The organism is Synechococcus sp. W4D4 (assembly GCF_047716805.1).
Taxonomy (GTDB): Bacteria; Cyanobacteriota; Cyanobacteriia; order PCC-6307; family Cyanobiaceae; genus Vulcanococcus.
Genome location: NZ_CP180404.1, coordinates 1469892 through 1485688 on the forward strand (window position 1 = coordinate 1469892; position 15797 = coordinate 1485688).

The following is a 15797-nucleotide window of genomic DNA, read 5'->3' on the forward strand; positions in this document are numbered from 1 at the left end:
CTCAATACATCCTCGATTCAACAAACTGGCTTCCAAAGTGCCAAATAATTTCTCGTCCAATACTTACTTAATCCGTAATTCAGTTGCTCACGGACCAGATCAATGAGCATCACCGCGGACGCCGGGCAATGCCGGACCATCGACAGCTTTGAGGCCTTCGCCGATCAGGTCGACTACTCCCTGCTGGAGTCCCTCCAAGTCGATCCCGAGGCCAGCAGCGACGGCGATGACCACCGGCCCAGGCAGGTCTTTTCCGGGCACTACGTCCCCGTCACCCCCACGCCACTGCCATCGCCGGAATACGTCGCGCACAGCTCCAGTCTCTTCGCAGAACTGGGCCTGAGCGAGGGCCTGGCCAACGACCAGGACTTCCGCCGGCTCTTCTCCGGTGACAGCCGCGTCACCAGGGGAGCCATGCGGCCCTATGGCTGGGCCACGGGCTATGCCCTCTCGATCTACGGCACGGAATACATCCAGCAGTGCCCCTTCGGCACTGGCAATGGCTACGGCGACGGCCGGGCGATCTCGATCTTTGAAGGCCTATTTGAGGGCAAGCGCTGGGAAATGCAGCTAAAGGGGGGCGGCCCCACGCCCTACTGCCGCGGCGCCGATGGTCGGGCCGTGCTGCGTTCCAGCGTTCGCGAGTTTCTCGGCCAGGAATTGATGCACGCCCTGGGGGTGCCCACCACCCGCTCCCTCAGCCTCTACATGTCCCGCGCCGAAGGCGTGCGGCGGCCCTGGTACTCCCCGCAATCGCGCTCCTTTGAGCCGGACGTGATGGTCGACAACCCGGCCGCAATCACGACCCGGGTGGCACCGTCCTTCCTTCGAGTCGGCCAGCTGGAGCTCTTTGCCCGCCGGGTCCGCAGCAAGGCCCACCCCGGAGCCCTACGGGAACTGCAACAGATCACCAGGCACCTGATCGAGCGCAACTACCGCACAGAGATCAACGCGGCTCTGCCCTTCCAGCAGCAGGTGCTGGAGCTGGCCAGGCTCTTCCGCGGACGGCTGACGGCCCTGGTGGCGAACTGGATTCGCGTGGGCTACTGCCAGGGCAACTTCAATAGCGACAACTGCGCCGCCGGGGGTTACACCCTCGACTACGGCCCCTTCGGCTTCTGCGAGCTGTTTGATCCCCGCTTCCAGCCCTGGACCGGCGGCGGTGAGCACTTCTGTTTCTTCAACCAACCGGCAGCCGCAGAGGCCAACTACCAAATGTTCTGGTCTGCCCTACGGCCACTGCTGGAGGACGACGCGGGGGCGCTGGCTGAGCTCGATGAGCTGCGCGATGGCTTCTCGGAGGCGATGCGCAGTGAACTTGAGGCGATGTGGAACCGAAAGCTGGGACTGGCCAACTACGACGACGACCTCCTCAAGGATCTGCTGCAACTGCTGGCCAGCTCCAGGGCCGATTACACCCTGGCCTTCCGCCAACTCTCCAGCCTCCCGGAGCAGGTGGATGCGCTGAAACCCGCCTTCTATGTGCCAATCGACGCGGAACTGGAGAAACGCTGGGCTGAGTGGCTGCAGCGCTGGCATGGGCAGATCAGCGCCCCCGATGACGCCAGGACGACGATGCAGCGGGCCAATCCCCAGATCACCTGGCGCGAATGGTTAGTGGCGCCGGCCTACGAGCGCGCAGCCGAAGGCGACCTGGGTTTGATCCAAGAGCTGCAGGCGGTCTTCCGTGATCCCTACGTCACCCCTCCAGCGGAACTCGCCGCGACCTACGACCGGCTCAAACCCCGCGAGTTCTTTAACGCCGGGGGGCTCTCGCACTACAGCTGCTCATCTTGAGTCGGCGCTAAAGCAAGCGATCCGCGCAGGCGCGGCGGAAGAGATTCATCACCTCCTCTGCCGGCAAGCCTTGAACAATCCGCGCCTCGATTTCGCTGCGGTGCTGACTCGGGTGGTACTGACCAACGGCCTTGAACAAATCCGGTGAGCGGCGATGGGCCACCAGAAAATCCAGGCCCAAGCGATCGCTTTCAAAGATGGGTTCACGCCGGCAGTGCTGCATCACATGGGCGGATTCATGGGCCAAGGTCTCCCAGACACGCTCCGGGTCGTCCTTGAGGTTGTTGGCGCACAACACCACCGCATTGCGAGCAAAGACAAAGGCGCCCATCAATTGCTGAGGACAATCTCTCGCCACCAAGGTCTCCGTTCCAGCCCGGAGCAAGAGCCCCCGGAGCAGGGAAATCGACTTCAGCCGCTCAGCCCGGACCGGCGAAGCCTGCATGCCAAGCCCCAGCAGCACAACCGCGAAGGCCAACCAACGACTCGACCCGAAAAACCGCAAACCCCGCCACTCTCATCTCCGGTCTCATTGGACCCAGACTGAGGAACAGGGGCGTTCTTCCAGCCAAATCTCTCCGGTTTTCAGCCCTGAGCCAGCAAGCGCTGTCTCAGGTGCAGGCCGGCGACCCCAGGGTGGAGGGCAGCACTCAATCCAAGGCCTCGTACGGATCTTCCACCGCCACGGCTCGCACCCAATACGGACAGCTCACCTGCACTTCGGCTTCTTTCAAGCTCATCGTCATCCGCCAACAGCGGCAGACCCCCATGCCGCCAGCGATGATGAAGTTCTTACAGGCTGCGCAACAGGGATAAGCGGTCACAGCAACAGCGGTAACTCCATTCGTCCTAGCCCTGGTCACCCTTTTTCTTCCAGGTATAAATGCCACACTTTTCGCGAATTAGGCACAACAACCTGCGGCTGAATACCTAGAGCAGGAGCATCACAATCCAACACATTGCCGCAGCAAAGGCGATGAGAAGGTCTCTCTAAAACCCTTCGCGGCGCAACGAATTAGAGCCTGCAGGTCGCTTTTAATAAATGCGCCACCATCGGCGGATCGGCCTGTAGCGCGTAGGCCTCAAACTCACGCTGCCGACTCTCGAAGGGGAGCTGGGCTGTTGAGGCCACCACATGGTCCAAGTTGCCCTGCTTGCGCAGGTGCTGCAGAAAAAAGCCATTGACCTGCTCGCCACTCAGCTGCCCACTGGAGCGCAGCCCCTCCGCCAAGGTCAGCGAGGTCGGCGTCTCCAGCCCATCGAGGCAGTCCTGCACCACATGCACTAATTCGTGCTGAATCACCTTGGCCCGTTTCAGTGGGTCACGGTCGAGGGAGTGGGACAGGCAGAGAACGTTGGCTCCCATGTTGTAAGTCGCGAGCTGACGCGGCCCACCGCACTCAGCCCGGCGAATCACGACAACCCCAAGTGCAGCGACGGCTTCCAGCGCCGCATCCCCCTGATCAGTGGCCCGCACAGGCAGAGACGGCAGCACGGAGGCGGCCGCCAAGCCCAGACCAAGAAGACCAGAGCGGAAGGAAACCAAAAGGCGCCTTAAGCAAGTCTCAAGATTGTCTCACGCGAGACCGACTTGCGGCGAGCCCGGCGCCGGCCGTCAGTAGCAGTGGCCATTCCCCCCAGCGGCCATAGGGAGTCTGGTTTGACCTGACCTGAAACCGCACCAACAGCGTCCCTGCATGCATTGGCGGCAGGGCCTGTCCTGGGGCTCCATCAGGCCGCACCACCAGGCTCGGCCCCGTGTTGGCGGAACTCACGAGCCAGCGACTGGCCTCGATGGCCCGCAATTGCGATAGGGCCTGAAACTGCTGCTGCAACAGCAGGGGATAGGGGTCGAGATTGGCGCTGGCCAAGATCCAGCCAGCCCCAGCCCGACTGGCACCGATCAAGCCCGCACCATCAGCAATCTCGTAGCAAATGGCGACAGCCACATCACCCTGAGGGCGCTGCAGCAGGCGCGAGGCCGGCCCCGGCTCCACCCCACCGACCGCCGACAACCCAGCCCAACGCCACAGGGCACCGCCGGGAACCCATTCCCCAAGCGGAACCAAGCGATGCTTGTCGATGGCTCCCTCGGCTTCCTGCGCCTGAGGGGGAAAGAGCAGAACACTGCTGCGCAGCTCGATCTCCTCCTGGCGGAAGCCGCCGCTCAGCACCTCCACAGCCCCTGGAGCAGGAAGGCCTTGCCCCAAGGCCAAAGCCCCCTCCGGCAGCACCAAAAGGTCGGCGCCCTGGGCTTCCGCTTCCGCCTGGGCCTCCCGCAGCTGCCGCTCCAGGGCTCGCTGCTGAGTCCAACTGAACTTCTCCCGGGTGGGGATATCGGGCTGAAGCACCAACGCCGACAGCCACGGGGCCTCAGGGTCTGGAAGGGAGCTGCGCTGCAGCATCTGCCAGCCCAGGCCATGCAGCAGGGCGACCGCCAACAGCCAGGTCAACCCGCCGCGCCAGAGACCGCGGCGCCCATCCCACCAAGCCAGCAATAAGCGCCAAAGCCCCCAGGCGAGAAGCAACTGCAACGCCGCCAATCCCCCGGCCCCAACCCACTGGGCCAAGCCCGCCAGGGCGCGATCACCAGGCAGGACCACCGACCCCAGCCCCAGCCAAAACAGGGGTCCTTTGGCCATCCAGACCTCGCCCAACCCCCACAGAGCCGAGGCCAGGAGGGCCACTGACCAACGGCCGGGCCCCAACCGTCCCACCAGGGCTCGCCAGAGCGCCACCAGCCCCGCACCAAGCAAACCCAGAAGCAGCCAGAGCAGGACACAGAGCGGCAGGCTCAAGGGCAGGGGCACCCCGACCCAATCCAGCGGGTGCAGCCAAAGCAGCCAGCGATGGCTCAGCAATACAGCGGTTCCGGCCCAGAGGGCCGCCGGCCCGGGACCAAAACCCCACAGCGGCAGCAGGGCAATCCAAAGCAGAGGAGGACAACCCAGTGGCGGCAGAGCCATACCTGCGAGCAGGCCGCCCAGCAGGGCACCAATCCAGACCAGTCGCCGGTTCTCTGCCATGGCCACTGACCCTAAAGAGCGTCATGGTGCAATCAGCGCACCCCTGCGGGTTCATGGATCCCAGCCGAACCCTTCAGCAACTGCTCTTCCGAGGCCTTGGCACCACCTCCCTTGTGGCCGAGCGCCTGCGGGGCGTCACCCAGGCCTGGGTCAGCAGTGGGCGACTCGATCCAAACCAGGCCAGCGCCTTGGTCGATGACGTTCTCGCCAGCCTGCGCGGGGAGAACCCCGAGCTGGAAAAACAGACCGAACGCCAGGTGGAGCGAAACCTCGATCACCTGTTGCAGGACCTGGGCCTCGCCCGGCAACGGGAGGTGGATGAACTGCGGGGGCGCATCGATCGGCTGGAACAACAGCTTCGGCAGAAGCAATCCCAACTGGAGATCCCGGACTGAGGAGCGACTAGGCGAGAATCGCCAACTGATGCCTCTTTGATCCAGCCATGCGGGACATCCTGATCAGCTCAGCCGTCTGCGTGGGCTGCCTCTTGCTGGCACTGGTCAGCCAGATCGTGGCGCCCTCCACCGTCAACGCAGCCCCCAGCCAGCCAGCCATGCAACAGGCGGTGGCGAGCGCCCCAGCCCCAGCCAGCTTCAGCGGCCAGATCGAGCTCGATCCCGAGGACCCCAACCCCAGCCTCTTCACCATGGCCAGCGACGTCATCGCCGACAGTGGGGCGTCTGCCCTCGGAGGAGAAATGGTTGCGGCCAAAGAACGGATGACCCCCAGCGGTCTGCGCATCACCGACCTGGTCATCGGTGACGGCCCTGAGGCCACCTCAGGTCAGCTCGTGCTGGTGAACTACCGCGGCACCCTCGAGAGCGGCAAGGAGTTCGACAGCAGCTACGGCCGCGGCCCCTTCAGCTTCCCCCTGGGCGCCGGTCGCGTCATCAAGGGCTGGGATGAAGGCGTCGCCGGAATGCAGGTGGGCGGCAAGCGCAAGCTCGTCATCCCCCCCGATCTGGCCTATGGCGAGCGGGGTGCCGGTGGCGTGATCCCCCCCAACGCCACCTTGATCTTTGAGGTGGAACTGCTCGAGATCAAGGGCTGATCGCGCTTGCGGGAACCACGCCAGCAGTGCGGTTCCCGCGACTTACGAAACTTCAAACGATCGTTAGGATGCCGCCGCCGTCCGGCATTTGGCCGGGCATCCAACAGCACGATCCCTCGTTTCATGGCTCATACGCTGCCCGCGCTGCCCTACGGCCTCGACGCCCTCGAGCCCCATATCTCCCGCCAAACCCTTGAGTTCCACCACGGCAAGCACCACAACGCTTACGTGACCAACCTGAACAACCTGGTGGCTGGGACCGATCTGGAGAGCAAGAGCCTCGAGGACACCATCGTCGCCGTGGCCGGCGACGCCAGCAAGGCCGGTGTGTTCAACAACGCTGCCCAGGTCTGGAACCACAGCTTCTACTGGCAGTGCATCAAGCCCAATGGCGGTGGCACCCCCAGCGGCGCTCTGCTGGACAAGATCAATGCTGACTTCGGCAGCTTTGAGAAGTTCGTCGAAGCCTTCAAGGCTGCCGGCGCCACCCAGTTCGGTAGCGGCTGGGCCTGGCTCGTCCTCGACAACGGCACCCTGAAAGTCACCAAGACCGGCAATGCCGATCTGCCCCTGGCCCATGGCCAGAAGGCCCTCTTGACCATGGATGTCTGGGAGCACGCCTACTACCTGGACTACCAGAACCGCCGCCCCGACTACATCAGCACCTACCTCGACAAGCTGGTGAACTGGGACTTTGTGGCCGCCAACCTGGCCGCCGCCTGATCGCAGCGATGCATCGCCAGCCCCCGCTCAAGCGGGGGCTTTTTTTATGGCCGGGCGCTCTCCAGGACTGCCTCCGGAGCAATCCACATCGCGTCGCCATAGGAGAAGAAACGATAGCCCTCGGCCTTGGCCTCCTCGTAGAGGGCCAGCAACCGCAGCCGTCCCACCAGGGCACTAACCAGCAGCAGCAGCGAACTTTTCGGCAGGTGGAAATTGGTGAGCAGCCCCTGAACCACCGCGAAGCGATAGCCGGGCTGAATCACCAAGTTCACCGGTCCAGCGTGGGGCTGCAGCTGACCCGCATGGAGCTGGGCCACCGCCTCCAGGCTGCGAACCGAGGTGGTTCCAACCGCAATTACCCGTCCGCCGCGGGCACGGCACTGGGCCACCGCCTCCACGCAAGCCTCCGACACCTCCACCCACTCGCTGTGGAGCTCCAGCTGGGTCAAGTCTTCCGTCTCCACCGGACGGAACGTGCCCAGGCCCACGTGCAAGGTCACGGTCGTGCGCTGCACCCCTCGCGCCTCCAGGGCTTCGAGCAATTCATCACTCAGGTGCAAGCCCGCCGTGGGGGCCGCCACTGCTCCAGGCCGGGAGGCAAAGCGGGTCTGGTAGCGGCTGTCGTCGTCGCTGGAGTGCTGGTGGATGTAGGGCGGCAGGGGAATTTCGCCATAGCGCGCCAGCAGCGCCTCAATCGCTTCAGGGGTGGTGCACTCCGACGGGAAGCGCACCACCCGGCCTCCGGTGTCGGGATCGACCGCCACGATCGCCAGAGGCACTGGCTCCTGACCGGGGTGCTCCATCTGCAGGATCTCCCCCGGCTTGAGCCGTTTGGCCGGCTTGGCCAGGCAGAGCCAATCGCTGCCCCCCACGGGCTCCAGCACCAGCAACTCCACCGCCCCGCCCGTGGGCCGGCGGGCTTGGAGGCGTGCCTTCAGGACCCGCGTGTTGTTGACCACCAGCAGATCACCGGGCTTCAGCAGCTGCTGGAGATCCCAGACCATCTGATGGCTGCAGCCCTCTGCACCTTCGAGCGCCAGCAAGCGCGCCGCATGGCGGGGCTCCACGGGGCGCTGGGCGATGAACGTCTCCGGTAGGTCGAAGACGTAACTCGAGAGCAGCTGATCGTCGCTGATCAGAAGGCCAGGCTCTCGGGGTTGGTCTCGATCAGCTGAGCCAGATCCTTCAGGAAGGCAGCCGCATCGGCGCCGTAGATCACGCGGTGATCGCAGGTGAGGTTCACCTGCATCTGATTGGCCACCCGGATCGAGCCGTCCTTACCGCCGACCACCGTGGGGCGAGAGGCAGCCACCGCCAGGATTGCACCAGTGCCTGGGGGCAGGATTGCGTCGAAGCGATCCACACCGAACATCCCCAGGTTCGAGAGGGTGAAGGTGCCGGTGCTGTACTCCTCAGGCTGCAGCTGCTTACTACGGGCCCGGCTGACCAGGTCCGCCCAGTTGCGGGCCAAGGAGTGGATATCGGTCTTGTCGGCGTTGGCCAGCACTGGCGTGATCAAGCCACCGTCTTCCATCGCGACAGCCACGGCGACATTCACCGAAGCCGGGTAGACCATGGCGGTGCCATCGGCGCTGGTGGCGGCATTGACCTGGGGGTGACGGGCCAGCACAACGCCCACGGCCTTGGCCAGCAGGGCCGTCATGGTCACGCCCTTGCTCTTGACCTGCTTGTAGAAGGCGTCCAGCTTGGTGGTGGTGATGGTGTAGCCGACGCGGAAGGTCGGCACCGCCAGGCTGGCCACCATGTTGCGATTGACCGCGCCCTGGAGCGTGTTGAAGGCCACGCTCTCGCCGGGGCGGCCGAAGGCGTTACCCGCAGGGGCGGCGGCGGGAGCAGTGGCGCCATTGCTGCTGCCGCTCGCGGCAGGTGCTGAACCCTCGGCCACGCGGGGGACCGCCACGGTCAGCCCCAGGGCCCGCTCGACGTCCTCGGCCTGGATGCGGCCGTGGGGGCCGCTGCCGCGCAGGGTCTCCAGGGCCACGCCGTGTTGGCTGGCCAGTTTCTTGGCCCGAGGGCTCGCCACCACGCGGCCATTGCTCACGGGAGCTGGGGCCGGTGCAGCGGCAACGGGGGCTGGGGCAGCCGCGACCGGTGCAGGGGCAGGAGCAGGAGCAGCGGCTGCGGCGGGAGCTGCAGCGGCGGCAGGGGCACTGGGGGCTTTGGCCTGGGCCTCAGCAATTTCAGCCTCGGTTTCCACCACCAGACCGATGGTTTCACCAACGGGTGCGGTGCTGCCTGCGGGCATCAACACCGCAGCCAAGTAGCCCTCGTTGAAGGACTCCACGTCCATGTCGGCCTTATCAGACTCGACAACCAGGACGGACTCACCGCGGCCGACCTTGTCACCTGGCTTCTTGAGCCATTCCACGATCTTGCCCTCCGTCATGGTGGAGGAGAGGGCGGGCATGAAGATTTCGTGGGTGGCCAACGGAGGTCTGCCGCTCAATTGAGGGGGATTTTACGCGGCTCAGCGGCAGCGACTTCCGGGGGCGCCTCAGAGGGCTCCTTCGATCGACTCGATCACCCCATCGCGCACGACCACAGCCACCTGGAGCTTCTCCACCAGGTTGTCGCCCACCTTCACGTCCGTGAAACTGTCGAGCTGGCCCTGCTCGACGATCTGCTCCATCTCCAGATCGCGAACTTGGCGCTGCTGCTCCAGCAGCTGACGCTTCTGCTCTTCCAGCTCGGCGCGCTTGGCCGCGACCTGTTCCTGCACAGAACCCACCTGCTCCTGGACCCGGGGATCGAGGGGGTTAGCGCTCTGGCTGCGGATCGCCTCCACCAGCTGCTGCCCTTCTTGCTCAAGCTGCCCCAGCTGGGCGTCGCTGTTGGCGATGGCTGCGCTGATCTCCCGCTCGGCGTCCTCCTTCCAGCGGGGGGTGACCACCGCGCGGACAGTGATGGAGCGCTTAACGGAGAGGGAACCCTCGGCCATGGGAGATGAATCGTGGCGCCCAGCCTGTCAGGAGCAGCCAAGACCGACAACGGTTGGGGCGGGCGGGTTCCCGGCCCCGCCCTCAGCGCTATCGGCCATAGATCGCCTCAATCGCCCGGGCGTCGCGATCGGCGATGCGGTCGCGCTTCTGCTTGAGGGTTTGGGTCAGAAGGCCGTTGTCAATGCTGAAGGGCTCCACCAGGGCGACCCCCGCCAACCGTTCATCCGGGCGGGCTCCAACCCGAGCCTGCAGGCGGCGATTCAGCCGGCTGGTCAAGGCCTTCAGCAGGGCGGGGTCCGTTGCAGGCAATCCCTGCTCACTGGCGAAGGCCTCCAGGGTTTCCGGCTTCGGCACCACCAAGGCCCCCAGGGCCTTGCGGTCCTGGCCCACCAGCATCACCTGCTCCACCAGGGAACAGGCCACCAGGCACTCCTCCAGGGGACCCGGCTCGATGTTCTCGCCACTGCTGAGCACGATCGTGTCCTTGGCGCGGCCGGTTAGTACCAGCGTGCCGTCGGCCAGGAGATGGCCCAGGTCACCGGTGTCAAACCACCCCGCGGCATCAAGCACCTTCGCGGTGGCCTCCGGCTTACCCAGGTAGCCCCCCATGACCTGGGTGCCCTTGGCCAGCACCTTGCCCCGCTCACCAATCGCCAGAACCGCCCCGGTTTCAGGATCAGTGATCTTGATGGCGGTGCCAGGCAACGGCTGCCCGGAGCTGCCGCGGCGGTTATTCCAGCGACGACGGCAGGTCAGCACTGGGCTGGTTTCGGTCAGCCCGTAGCCCACCAGCAGCTCAATTCCGATGGCTTCAAAGAAACCATCGACATGGATGGCCAAGGCACCACCGCCACTAATGGCCGTCCGCAGGCGACCCCCGATCAGCTGGCTACGGACCTTCGGCCAGAACAGCTTCTCGGCCACCCCATGCAGGGGCCAACTCAGCAGGGCCCCGGCGGCGGCGGCCACCCGGCGGCGCTTGCCCTCGGGCACCAGGGTGCGATCGGCCGCCACACGCCTGGAGAGGCAGTGGAATCGGCTGACGCTCAGGGCCGAGCGCAGCAACTTGGCGCGGCTTGCCGGCATTGCCGCGAGCGCATCTTCGAAGCCACTGAGCAGAGCTTCCCAAAGCCGGGGAACACTGATGAGGTAGTGGGGCCGGACCCGCTGAAGGTCCGGGCGTAGTTGCTTCAGGGTGGTGTAGGTCTGCTGGCAGCCGCAGGAGAGCAGGAAGTACTCCGCGCTGCGCTCATAGGCATGCCAGATCGGCAGAACGCTCAGCACCCGATCACCGGGGCGCGGCGCCACCGCCACCCCGAGGGTGCGGAGCTGTTGCAGCAAATTGGCGTGATTGAGGGGAACGCCCTTGGGACGGCCCGTCGTGCCTGAGGTGTAGAGCACGGTGGCCAGGCGCTCTTCGCCGCCTTCGGGCCAAGCCGGAGCAGGGCCTGCGGCCCCCTTGGCCATCAGTTCGTCCCAGGTGAAGCAGGGAATCACCGGCCCCACCGAGCCGCGCTCCCCCTGCAGGAGGACCACAAAGCGCAGTTGCCCGAGGAGCTCGCTGCTGAGTTGCAGGCGCTGCAGCAGATCCGCGGACTCCAACACCAGGGCCACCGCACCGCAGTCGGCGGCGATGTAGCGCAGCTCATCCACTGGTGCGCCGCTACCGCGGACCGCATCCGCGGCCCCAAGACGCATCAGGCCCTGGTCCGCCACCAGCCAGCGGGGGCTGTTTTCCGAGAACAAACCCACGACCTCGCCAGGCCGGACGCCAAGGGCAGCGAAGCCAGCGGCGGCCTGTTCGATCTGTTGATGCAAGCGGCGGAAGCTCAGCTGCTCCGGCGGCTTGGCGTGGGGGGCCTCCAGGGCCGGGGCTTCGCCATGGAGCTCAGCCAGCTGACCCCAGAGCTGGTCGAGGCCGCGGAGCGCACTCCAGTCGTGCCTCTCGGCCAAGGCGCGCTGATCGTGGCGGCTGCCAGTCCAGCTGATCTCGGCGAGGGGCATGGGGGACACCAGTCAGTTGGTCCCGGTCTTACCACCCCTGGAGCTGCTCCTGCAGGGTTGGAGGGCGCAACTGCAAACCAAAGCGACGCGAAAAGGTCTCCAGGAGCCGCGGCCGCAGGACAGCCGCCGAGAGCTCGGGGCGCCAATCCACCAGCCGACCCACCTCCCTGTTAGCGATCCCGCAGGGCACCACCTCGGCAAAACCCGAGAGATCCGCCTCGACATTCAGGGCCAGGCCGTGCTGACTGATCCAACGGCGGGCACCCACGCCAATGGCGGCCACCTTGCGGCCCTCCAGCCAGACCCCCGTCAGCCCATCAATGCGGCCGCCCCCCAGGCCGAGCTCCGCCAACAGATCGATCACCACCCCCTCCAGCTCCCGCAGGTAGAGGTGCAGATCAGCGCCATGCCGCTGCAGGTTGAGCACCGGATAGAGCACCAACTGCCCCGGACAGTGGTGGGTCACCTCACCGCCCCGATCAATCCGAAATAGCGGTGCGGGGGGATCCTCTGGATCAAAGCCCAGGAAGGCCGGGTCCGCACCGCGACCCAGGGTGTAACAGGGCTCGTGCTCCAGCAGCAGCACCGCCTCAGGCCCATCGGGGTTCTCCAGTAGGCGCCGTTGCAACTGCTGCTGCCAAGTCCAGCCCAGCGCGAACGGGACGCAGCCAGGGGGCTCGAAACAGATTGCGTCGTGAGCGGGCGAGGCCGTGGTTGAAATCACTGACCGTTCCTAGCGTTTAAACGGGTCCATCGCCCAGGAGGCAAGGGATGAAGCTCGTGATTCACGGCCGCAATCTGGAGATCACTCCAGCCATCCGCGAGTACACAGAAGAAAAACTCAAGCGCGCGACCAGTCATTTCGACGGGATGGTGAAAGAGGCGGACGTGCATCTCTCCGTGGCCCGCAATCCCCGGGTTCCGCAACAAACCGCAGAGGTCACGGTCTTTGCCAACGGCACCGTGATCCGCGCCCAAGAACGCAGCGAAAACCTCTACGCCAGCATCGATCTGGTGGCCGGGAAATTGACCCGGCAGCTGCGTCGCTACAAAGACCGCCACGGCGACCACCACCACAGCCATGGCCACCACGCCAGCGAGACCCCCAGCGTGGTGGAGATGGCCGGCGATGACAGTGTCAGCGGCTCGCTGCTGGAAGGCAAAGAAGCCGGTCTCCCAAGCCGGGGGGTGCGCCGCAAGTACTTCCCGATGCCAGCGATGAGCCTCGAGGATGCCCTGCACCAACTGGAATTAATCGACCACAACTTCTATTTGTTCCGCGATGCCAGCAGTGGCGAGCTGCAGGTGGTCTACCGGCGCAACCACGGGGGCTTCGGCGTGATTCAGGCCAAGGCCTGATCGCAGACACTGGAGACCAATACCCGGCGCCAGCTGACCGTGCGCGACCTGCCCGATCTCGCTCCCCTGATCGATCACGCCCTGTTGGATCCCCATCAGGGCCGCGAGTCGATCCTGCGCTGCTGCGATGAGGCCAAGCACTTCGGCTTTGCCGGGGTCTGCCTGGCCTCCCGCTGGTTGGATCTAGCCCGCGAACGGCTGGGCCCCAGCGGCGGAAGGGGCCCCAAGTTGATCAGCGTGATTGGCTTCCCCTTCGGCGCAATCCCAACGGAGATCAAGCGCCAGGAAGCGGAATGGGCGGCTGCAGCGGGTGCAGATGAACTCGACGTGGTGCCGGACTTCGGTGCCCTGGCCGATGGCAACAGCAGCCTGTTTTGCGATGACCTCGCCCCCATCGCGGAATTGGGCTTGCCCTTCAAGGTGATCCTGGAGGTGGGACGCCTCTCCCCAGAGGTCCTGGAGTGGGCCGTCGAAGCCAGCATCGACGTCGGCGCGAACATGCTCAAAACCGGCAGCGGCTTTGGCCCTGGGGCCAGCGTTGAGCAGGTCAAACAGCTCCAGCATCTGGCCCGAGGCAGAGCCGCGATCAAGGCCTCCGGCGGAATCAACGGACTCGAGCAGGCCTATGCACTGGTGGAAGCCGGGGCCAGTCGACTGGGCACCAGCCGTGGCGTGGCCTTGATGGAGGCCCTGCGGGCGAAGGCAGCGTGAGCCCAGAGCAGCGGCTTGAGGGCTTGGTCCTGCGCAGCAGCCCCCTGGGGGAAAGCGACCGGCTGATCACACTCTTGAGCAACGAAGAGGGCCTGGTCCGGCTTGCGGCCCCCGGTGCCCGCAAGCCCAAGAGTTCCCTCGCTGCCGCCGTGCCCCTGGCAGTCCTGAGCCTGCAGGTGGGGGGACGCAGCGGCCTCAAGCGCGTGCGCCAATTGCGGGTCCTGCGCAACTTCTCCAACCTGGCGGAGCGGCTGGAGACCTTGGCCGCCGCCCAAGGCTTGGCGGAGGTGGCTCTCCTCCTGGTCCCCAGCGGCGATGCGATCGATGGGGTGCTGGAGGACCTGCTGGTGCAACTCGCCCGCCTGGAGTTGGTGGTGAAGGAGAAACAAGACAGCCTCGAGGCCTTGGCCATCAGCGTCCAAGGGCTGACCCACCTGCTGGCCCTGGGGGGCTATGCCCTTCCCCTGGCGGAGTGTTGCCGTAGCGGGGCCCCCCTGGATCCACCCCTGGGGAACTGGGAGTGGCGCTGCAGCCTGCTGCCCAGTGAGGGCTTTGTCCTTGGCGCCGTCCCTGGCGCCCAGATGGTGCTGAATGCCTCCGAGCTAGCTCTCTTGCAACGGCTGCTCCGGCCCGCCTTGCCCCGTAGGCGCGATGGAGAGCTGATGGGACCGGAATGGGTCTGGCTGCGGCTGCTGCAACTGCTGGAGCTCTGGTGCCGAGAACACCTCAGCCGCAGCGCCCGGTCCTGGCGAATGCTGAGACAGTGCTTCAGCGATGGGGCATCATCGTTAGCCGACAGGTCCTGAAGAACGTGAGCGAAGACCCGCGGTCTCCAGGAGAAAACACGGGACTCCAAGGGGTTTTAGCCCTGCCCGAATTCCGCAAGCTCTGGCTTGGGCAGATCTTCAGCCAGCTCGCGGACAAGTTCTACATCGTGTTGATGGTGTTCCTCATCGCCCAGTACTGGGCCGGGGCAACACCGCCAGAGGGCGGGGCACTGGTGGAAGCCGCAGGGGCCTTCAACCTCAGCATCGAGGGCCGGGCCCAGTGGATCACCCTGCTGGCCACAGGGATCTACGTCGCCAACACCATCCCGGCGATGGTGCTTGGTTTGGTGGCGGGGGTCTGGGCCGATCGCTGGCGCAAACGCGAAGTGATGGTGGCCAGCAATGGCATCCGCGCCGGCCTCGCCCTGCTGACTCCCTTCTGCCTGCTGGATGGTCCCCACTGGCTGGGACTGAGCTGGGGCTATTGGGCGCTGCTGGTGATCACCTTTTTGGAGTCGGTGCTGACCCAATTCTTTGCACCGGCGGAACAGGCCGCGATCCCGATGCTGGTGCCAACGCGCCAGCTCCTGGCTGCCAACTCGCTCTACCAAGCGACCAGCATGGCGGCCACGATCGTCGGCTTTGCCCTCGGTGATCCGATCCTGCGGGCCCTGAAATACGGCCTGGGTGCCCTGGGCATCGCCAACGGCGAGTTCGCCCTCTTACCCCTCTGCTACGGCCTGGCCGCCCTCTCGATCGCTTGGATCCGCGTCGAGGAAACCCCGCGGCGTAGCCACGACGAGAACATCTGGCGCGAGATCTCCGATGGCCTGGAGGTGCTCAAGCAGCGTCCCAGCGTGCGCAGCGCCATGCTCCAGCTGGTGCTGCTCTACAGCCTGCTGGCGGCGCTCTACGTCCTGGCCATCAGCCTGGCCTCGGCCATCCGTCAGTTGGGGCCCACCCAATTCGGCACCCTGCTGGCCATGAGCGGCATCGGCTTGGCCCTAGGGGCCGTTGCGGTGGCACAGGTCGGGCATCGCTTCAACCGCCGCCGTCTGGCCTCCGCCGGCCTGGGAACGATCGCCTGGAGCCTGGTGCTGCTCGGTCAGCTCCGCGGCAACCTGGGCTTCACCCTGACCCTCTGCACGGTACTCGGCGTGGGGGCCGCCCTGCTGGCCATCCCCGCCCAAACCACCATCCAAGAGGACACCCCGGAATCCATGCGGGGCAAAGTCTTTGGCCTCCAGAACAACCTGATCAACATCGCCTTGAGCCTGCCTCTGGTGCTGGCTGGAGCGATCGTCAGCCGCTATGGATTGCTGCCGGTGCTCTGGGCCTTGGCGGGCCTGGCCGTGGCCGCTGCGCTGCTCGAGCAGCCGTGGAAACGCTGCTAGTTTCG

Annotated in this window: 16 protein-coding genes; 8 read left to right on the forward strand and 8 right to left on the reverse strand. The window is 65.6% G+C overall.

Annotated features, from left to right (window positions below; genetic code table 11):
• The first annotated feature begins 102 nt into the window (after positions 1–102).
• Positions 103–1797: a protein adenylyltransferase SelO family protein gene (locus ACLM42_RS08230; protein ID WP_415398773.1), complete on the forward strand. Its 1695-nt coding sequence runs from the start codon at positions 103–105 to the stop codon at positions 1795–1797.
• Between the two features lie 7 nt (positions 1798–1804).
• Here ACLM42_RS08230 and ACLM42_RS08235 read toward each other — a convergent pair whose 3' ends face one another.
• The 3 genes from ACLM42_RS08235 to ACLM42_RS08245 all read right to left on the reverse strand — a co-directional run bounded on the left by ACLM42_RS08235 (position 1805) and on the right by ACLM42_RS08245 (position 4823).
• Complete coding sequence (locus tag ACLM42_RS08235) at positions 1805–2242, reverse strand: hypothetical protein (protein ID WP_415400152.1); 438 nt, start codon at positions 2240–2242, stop codon at positions 1805–1807.
• Positions 2243–2812: 570 nt separating this feature from the next.
• The gene (locus ACLM42_RS08240) at positions 2813–3307 is read right to left on the reverse strand and encodes a hypothetical protein (RefSeq protein ID WP_415398774.1); all 495 of its coding nucleotides are present in this window, start codon (positions 3305–3307) and stop codon (positions 2813–2815) included.
• A gap of 55 nt (positions 3308–3362) precedes the next feature.
• Positions 3363–4823 carry a nitrilase-related carbon-nitrogen hydrolase gene (locus ACLM42_RS08245; protein ID WP_415398775.1) on the reverse strand — a complete coding sequence of 487 codons (1461 nt, stop codon included), beginning with the start codon at positions 4821–4823 and terminating at the stop codon, positions 3363–3365.
• A 53-nt stretch (positions 4824–4876) separates the two neighbouring features.
• Here ACLM42_RS08245 and ACLM42_RS08250 point away from each other — a divergent pair, with 53 nt between their 5' ends.
• From ACLM42_RS08250 to ACLM42_RS08260, 3 genes are all read left to right on the forward strand, one after another.
• The gene (locus ACLM42_RS08250; protein ID WP_247910342.1) at positions 4877–5218 is read left to right on the forward strand and encodes a phasin family protein; all 342 of its coding nucleotides are present in this window, start codon (positions 4877–4879) and stop codon (positions 5216–5218) included.
• A 47-nt stretch (positions 5219–5265) separates the two neighbouring features.
• A complete protein-coding gene (locus ACLM42_RS08255; RefSeq protein ID WP_415398776.1) occupies positions 5266–5874 on the forward strand; it encodes an FKBP-type peptidyl-prolyl cis-trans isomerase in 609 nt (202 codons plus the stop codon).
• Between the two features lie 123 nt (positions 5875–5997).
• Positions 5998–6597, forward strand: a complete 600-nt coding sequence (locus ACLM42_RS08260; RefSeq protein ID WP_247910340.1) for a superoxide dismutase — start codon at positions 5998–6000, stop codon at positions 6595–6597.
• Between the two features lie 44 nt (positions 6598–6641).
• Here the strand turns inward: ACLM42_RS08260 and queA are convergent, their stop codons facing one another.
• From queA to lipB, 5 genes are all read right to left on the reverse strand, one after another.
• Positions 6642–7736, reverse strand: coding sequence for a tRNA preQ1(34) S-adenosylmethionine ribosyltransferase-isomerase QueA (gene queA, locus ACLM42_RS08265; RefSeq protein ID WP_415400153.1), 1095 nt, complete (start codon positions 7734–7736; stop codon positions 6642–6644).
• Positions 7733–9046 carry a dihydrolipoamide acetyltransferase family protein gene (locus ACLM42_RS08270; RefSeq protein WP_415398777.1) on the reverse strand — a complete coding sequence of 438 codons (1314 nt, stop codon included), beginning with the start codon at positions 9044–9046 and terminating at the stop codon, positions 7733–7735. The genes queA and ACLM42_RS08270 overlap by 4 nt, the downstream gene beginning before the upstream one ends.
• A gap of 66 nt (positions 9047–9112) precedes the next feature.
• Positions 9113–9556 (reverse strand): YlqD family protein, encoded by a 444-nt coding sequence (locus tag ACLM42_RS08275; RefSeq protein WP_247910338.1) that lies wholly within the window; start codon positions 9554–9556, stop codon positions 9113–9115.
• 88 nt (positions 9557–9644) lie between these two features.
• Entirely contained in the window at positions 9645–11561 is a 1917-nt protein-coding gene (locus tag ACLM42_RS08280; RefSeq protein ID WP_415398778.1) for an AMP-binding protein, read from the reverse strand.
• 28 nt (positions 11562–11589) lie between these two features.
• Positions 11590–12285: a lipoyl(octanoyl) transferase LipB gene (lipB, locus tag ACLM42_RS08285; protein WP_415398779.1), complete on the reverse strand. Its 696-nt coding sequence runs from the start codon at positions 12283–12285 to the stop codon at positions 11590–11592.
• 47 nt (positions 12286–12332) lie between these two features.
• Here lipB and hpf point away from each other — a divergent pair, with 47 nt between their 5' ends.
• The 4 genes from hpf to ACLM42_RS08305 are packed head-to-tail and all read left to right on the forward strand — an operon-like array spanning position 12333 to position 15792.
• Positions 12333–12920 (forward strand): ribosome hibernation-promoting factor, HPF/YfiA family, encoded by a 588-nt coding sequence (gene hpf, locus ACLM42_RS08290; RefSeq protein WP_415398780.1) that lies wholly within the window; start codon positions 12333–12335, stop codon positions 12918–12920.
• Positions 12921–12959: 39 nt separating this feature from the next.
• Positions 12960–13631 (forward strand): deoxyribose-phosphate aldolase, encoded by a 672-nt coding sequence (gene deoC, locus ACLM42_RS08295; RefSeq protein WP_415398781.1) that lies wholly within the window; start codon positions 12960–12962, stop codon positions 13629–13631.
• On the forward strand, positions 13628–14437 hold the full coding sequence (gene recO / locus ACLM42_RS08300; protein WP_415398782.1) for a DNA repair protein RecO: 810 nt from the start codon (positions 13628–13630) through the stop codon (positions 14435–14437). Before deoC ends, recO begins: the two co-directional genes overlap by 4 nt.
• Positions 14438–14442: 5 nt before the next feature.
• Positions 14443–15792, forward strand: a complete 1350-nt coding sequence (locus ACLM42_RS08305) for an MFS transporter (protein ID WP_247912040.1) — start codon at positions 14443–14445, stop codon at positions 15790–15792.
• Positions 15793–15797: the final 5 nt, after the last annotated feature.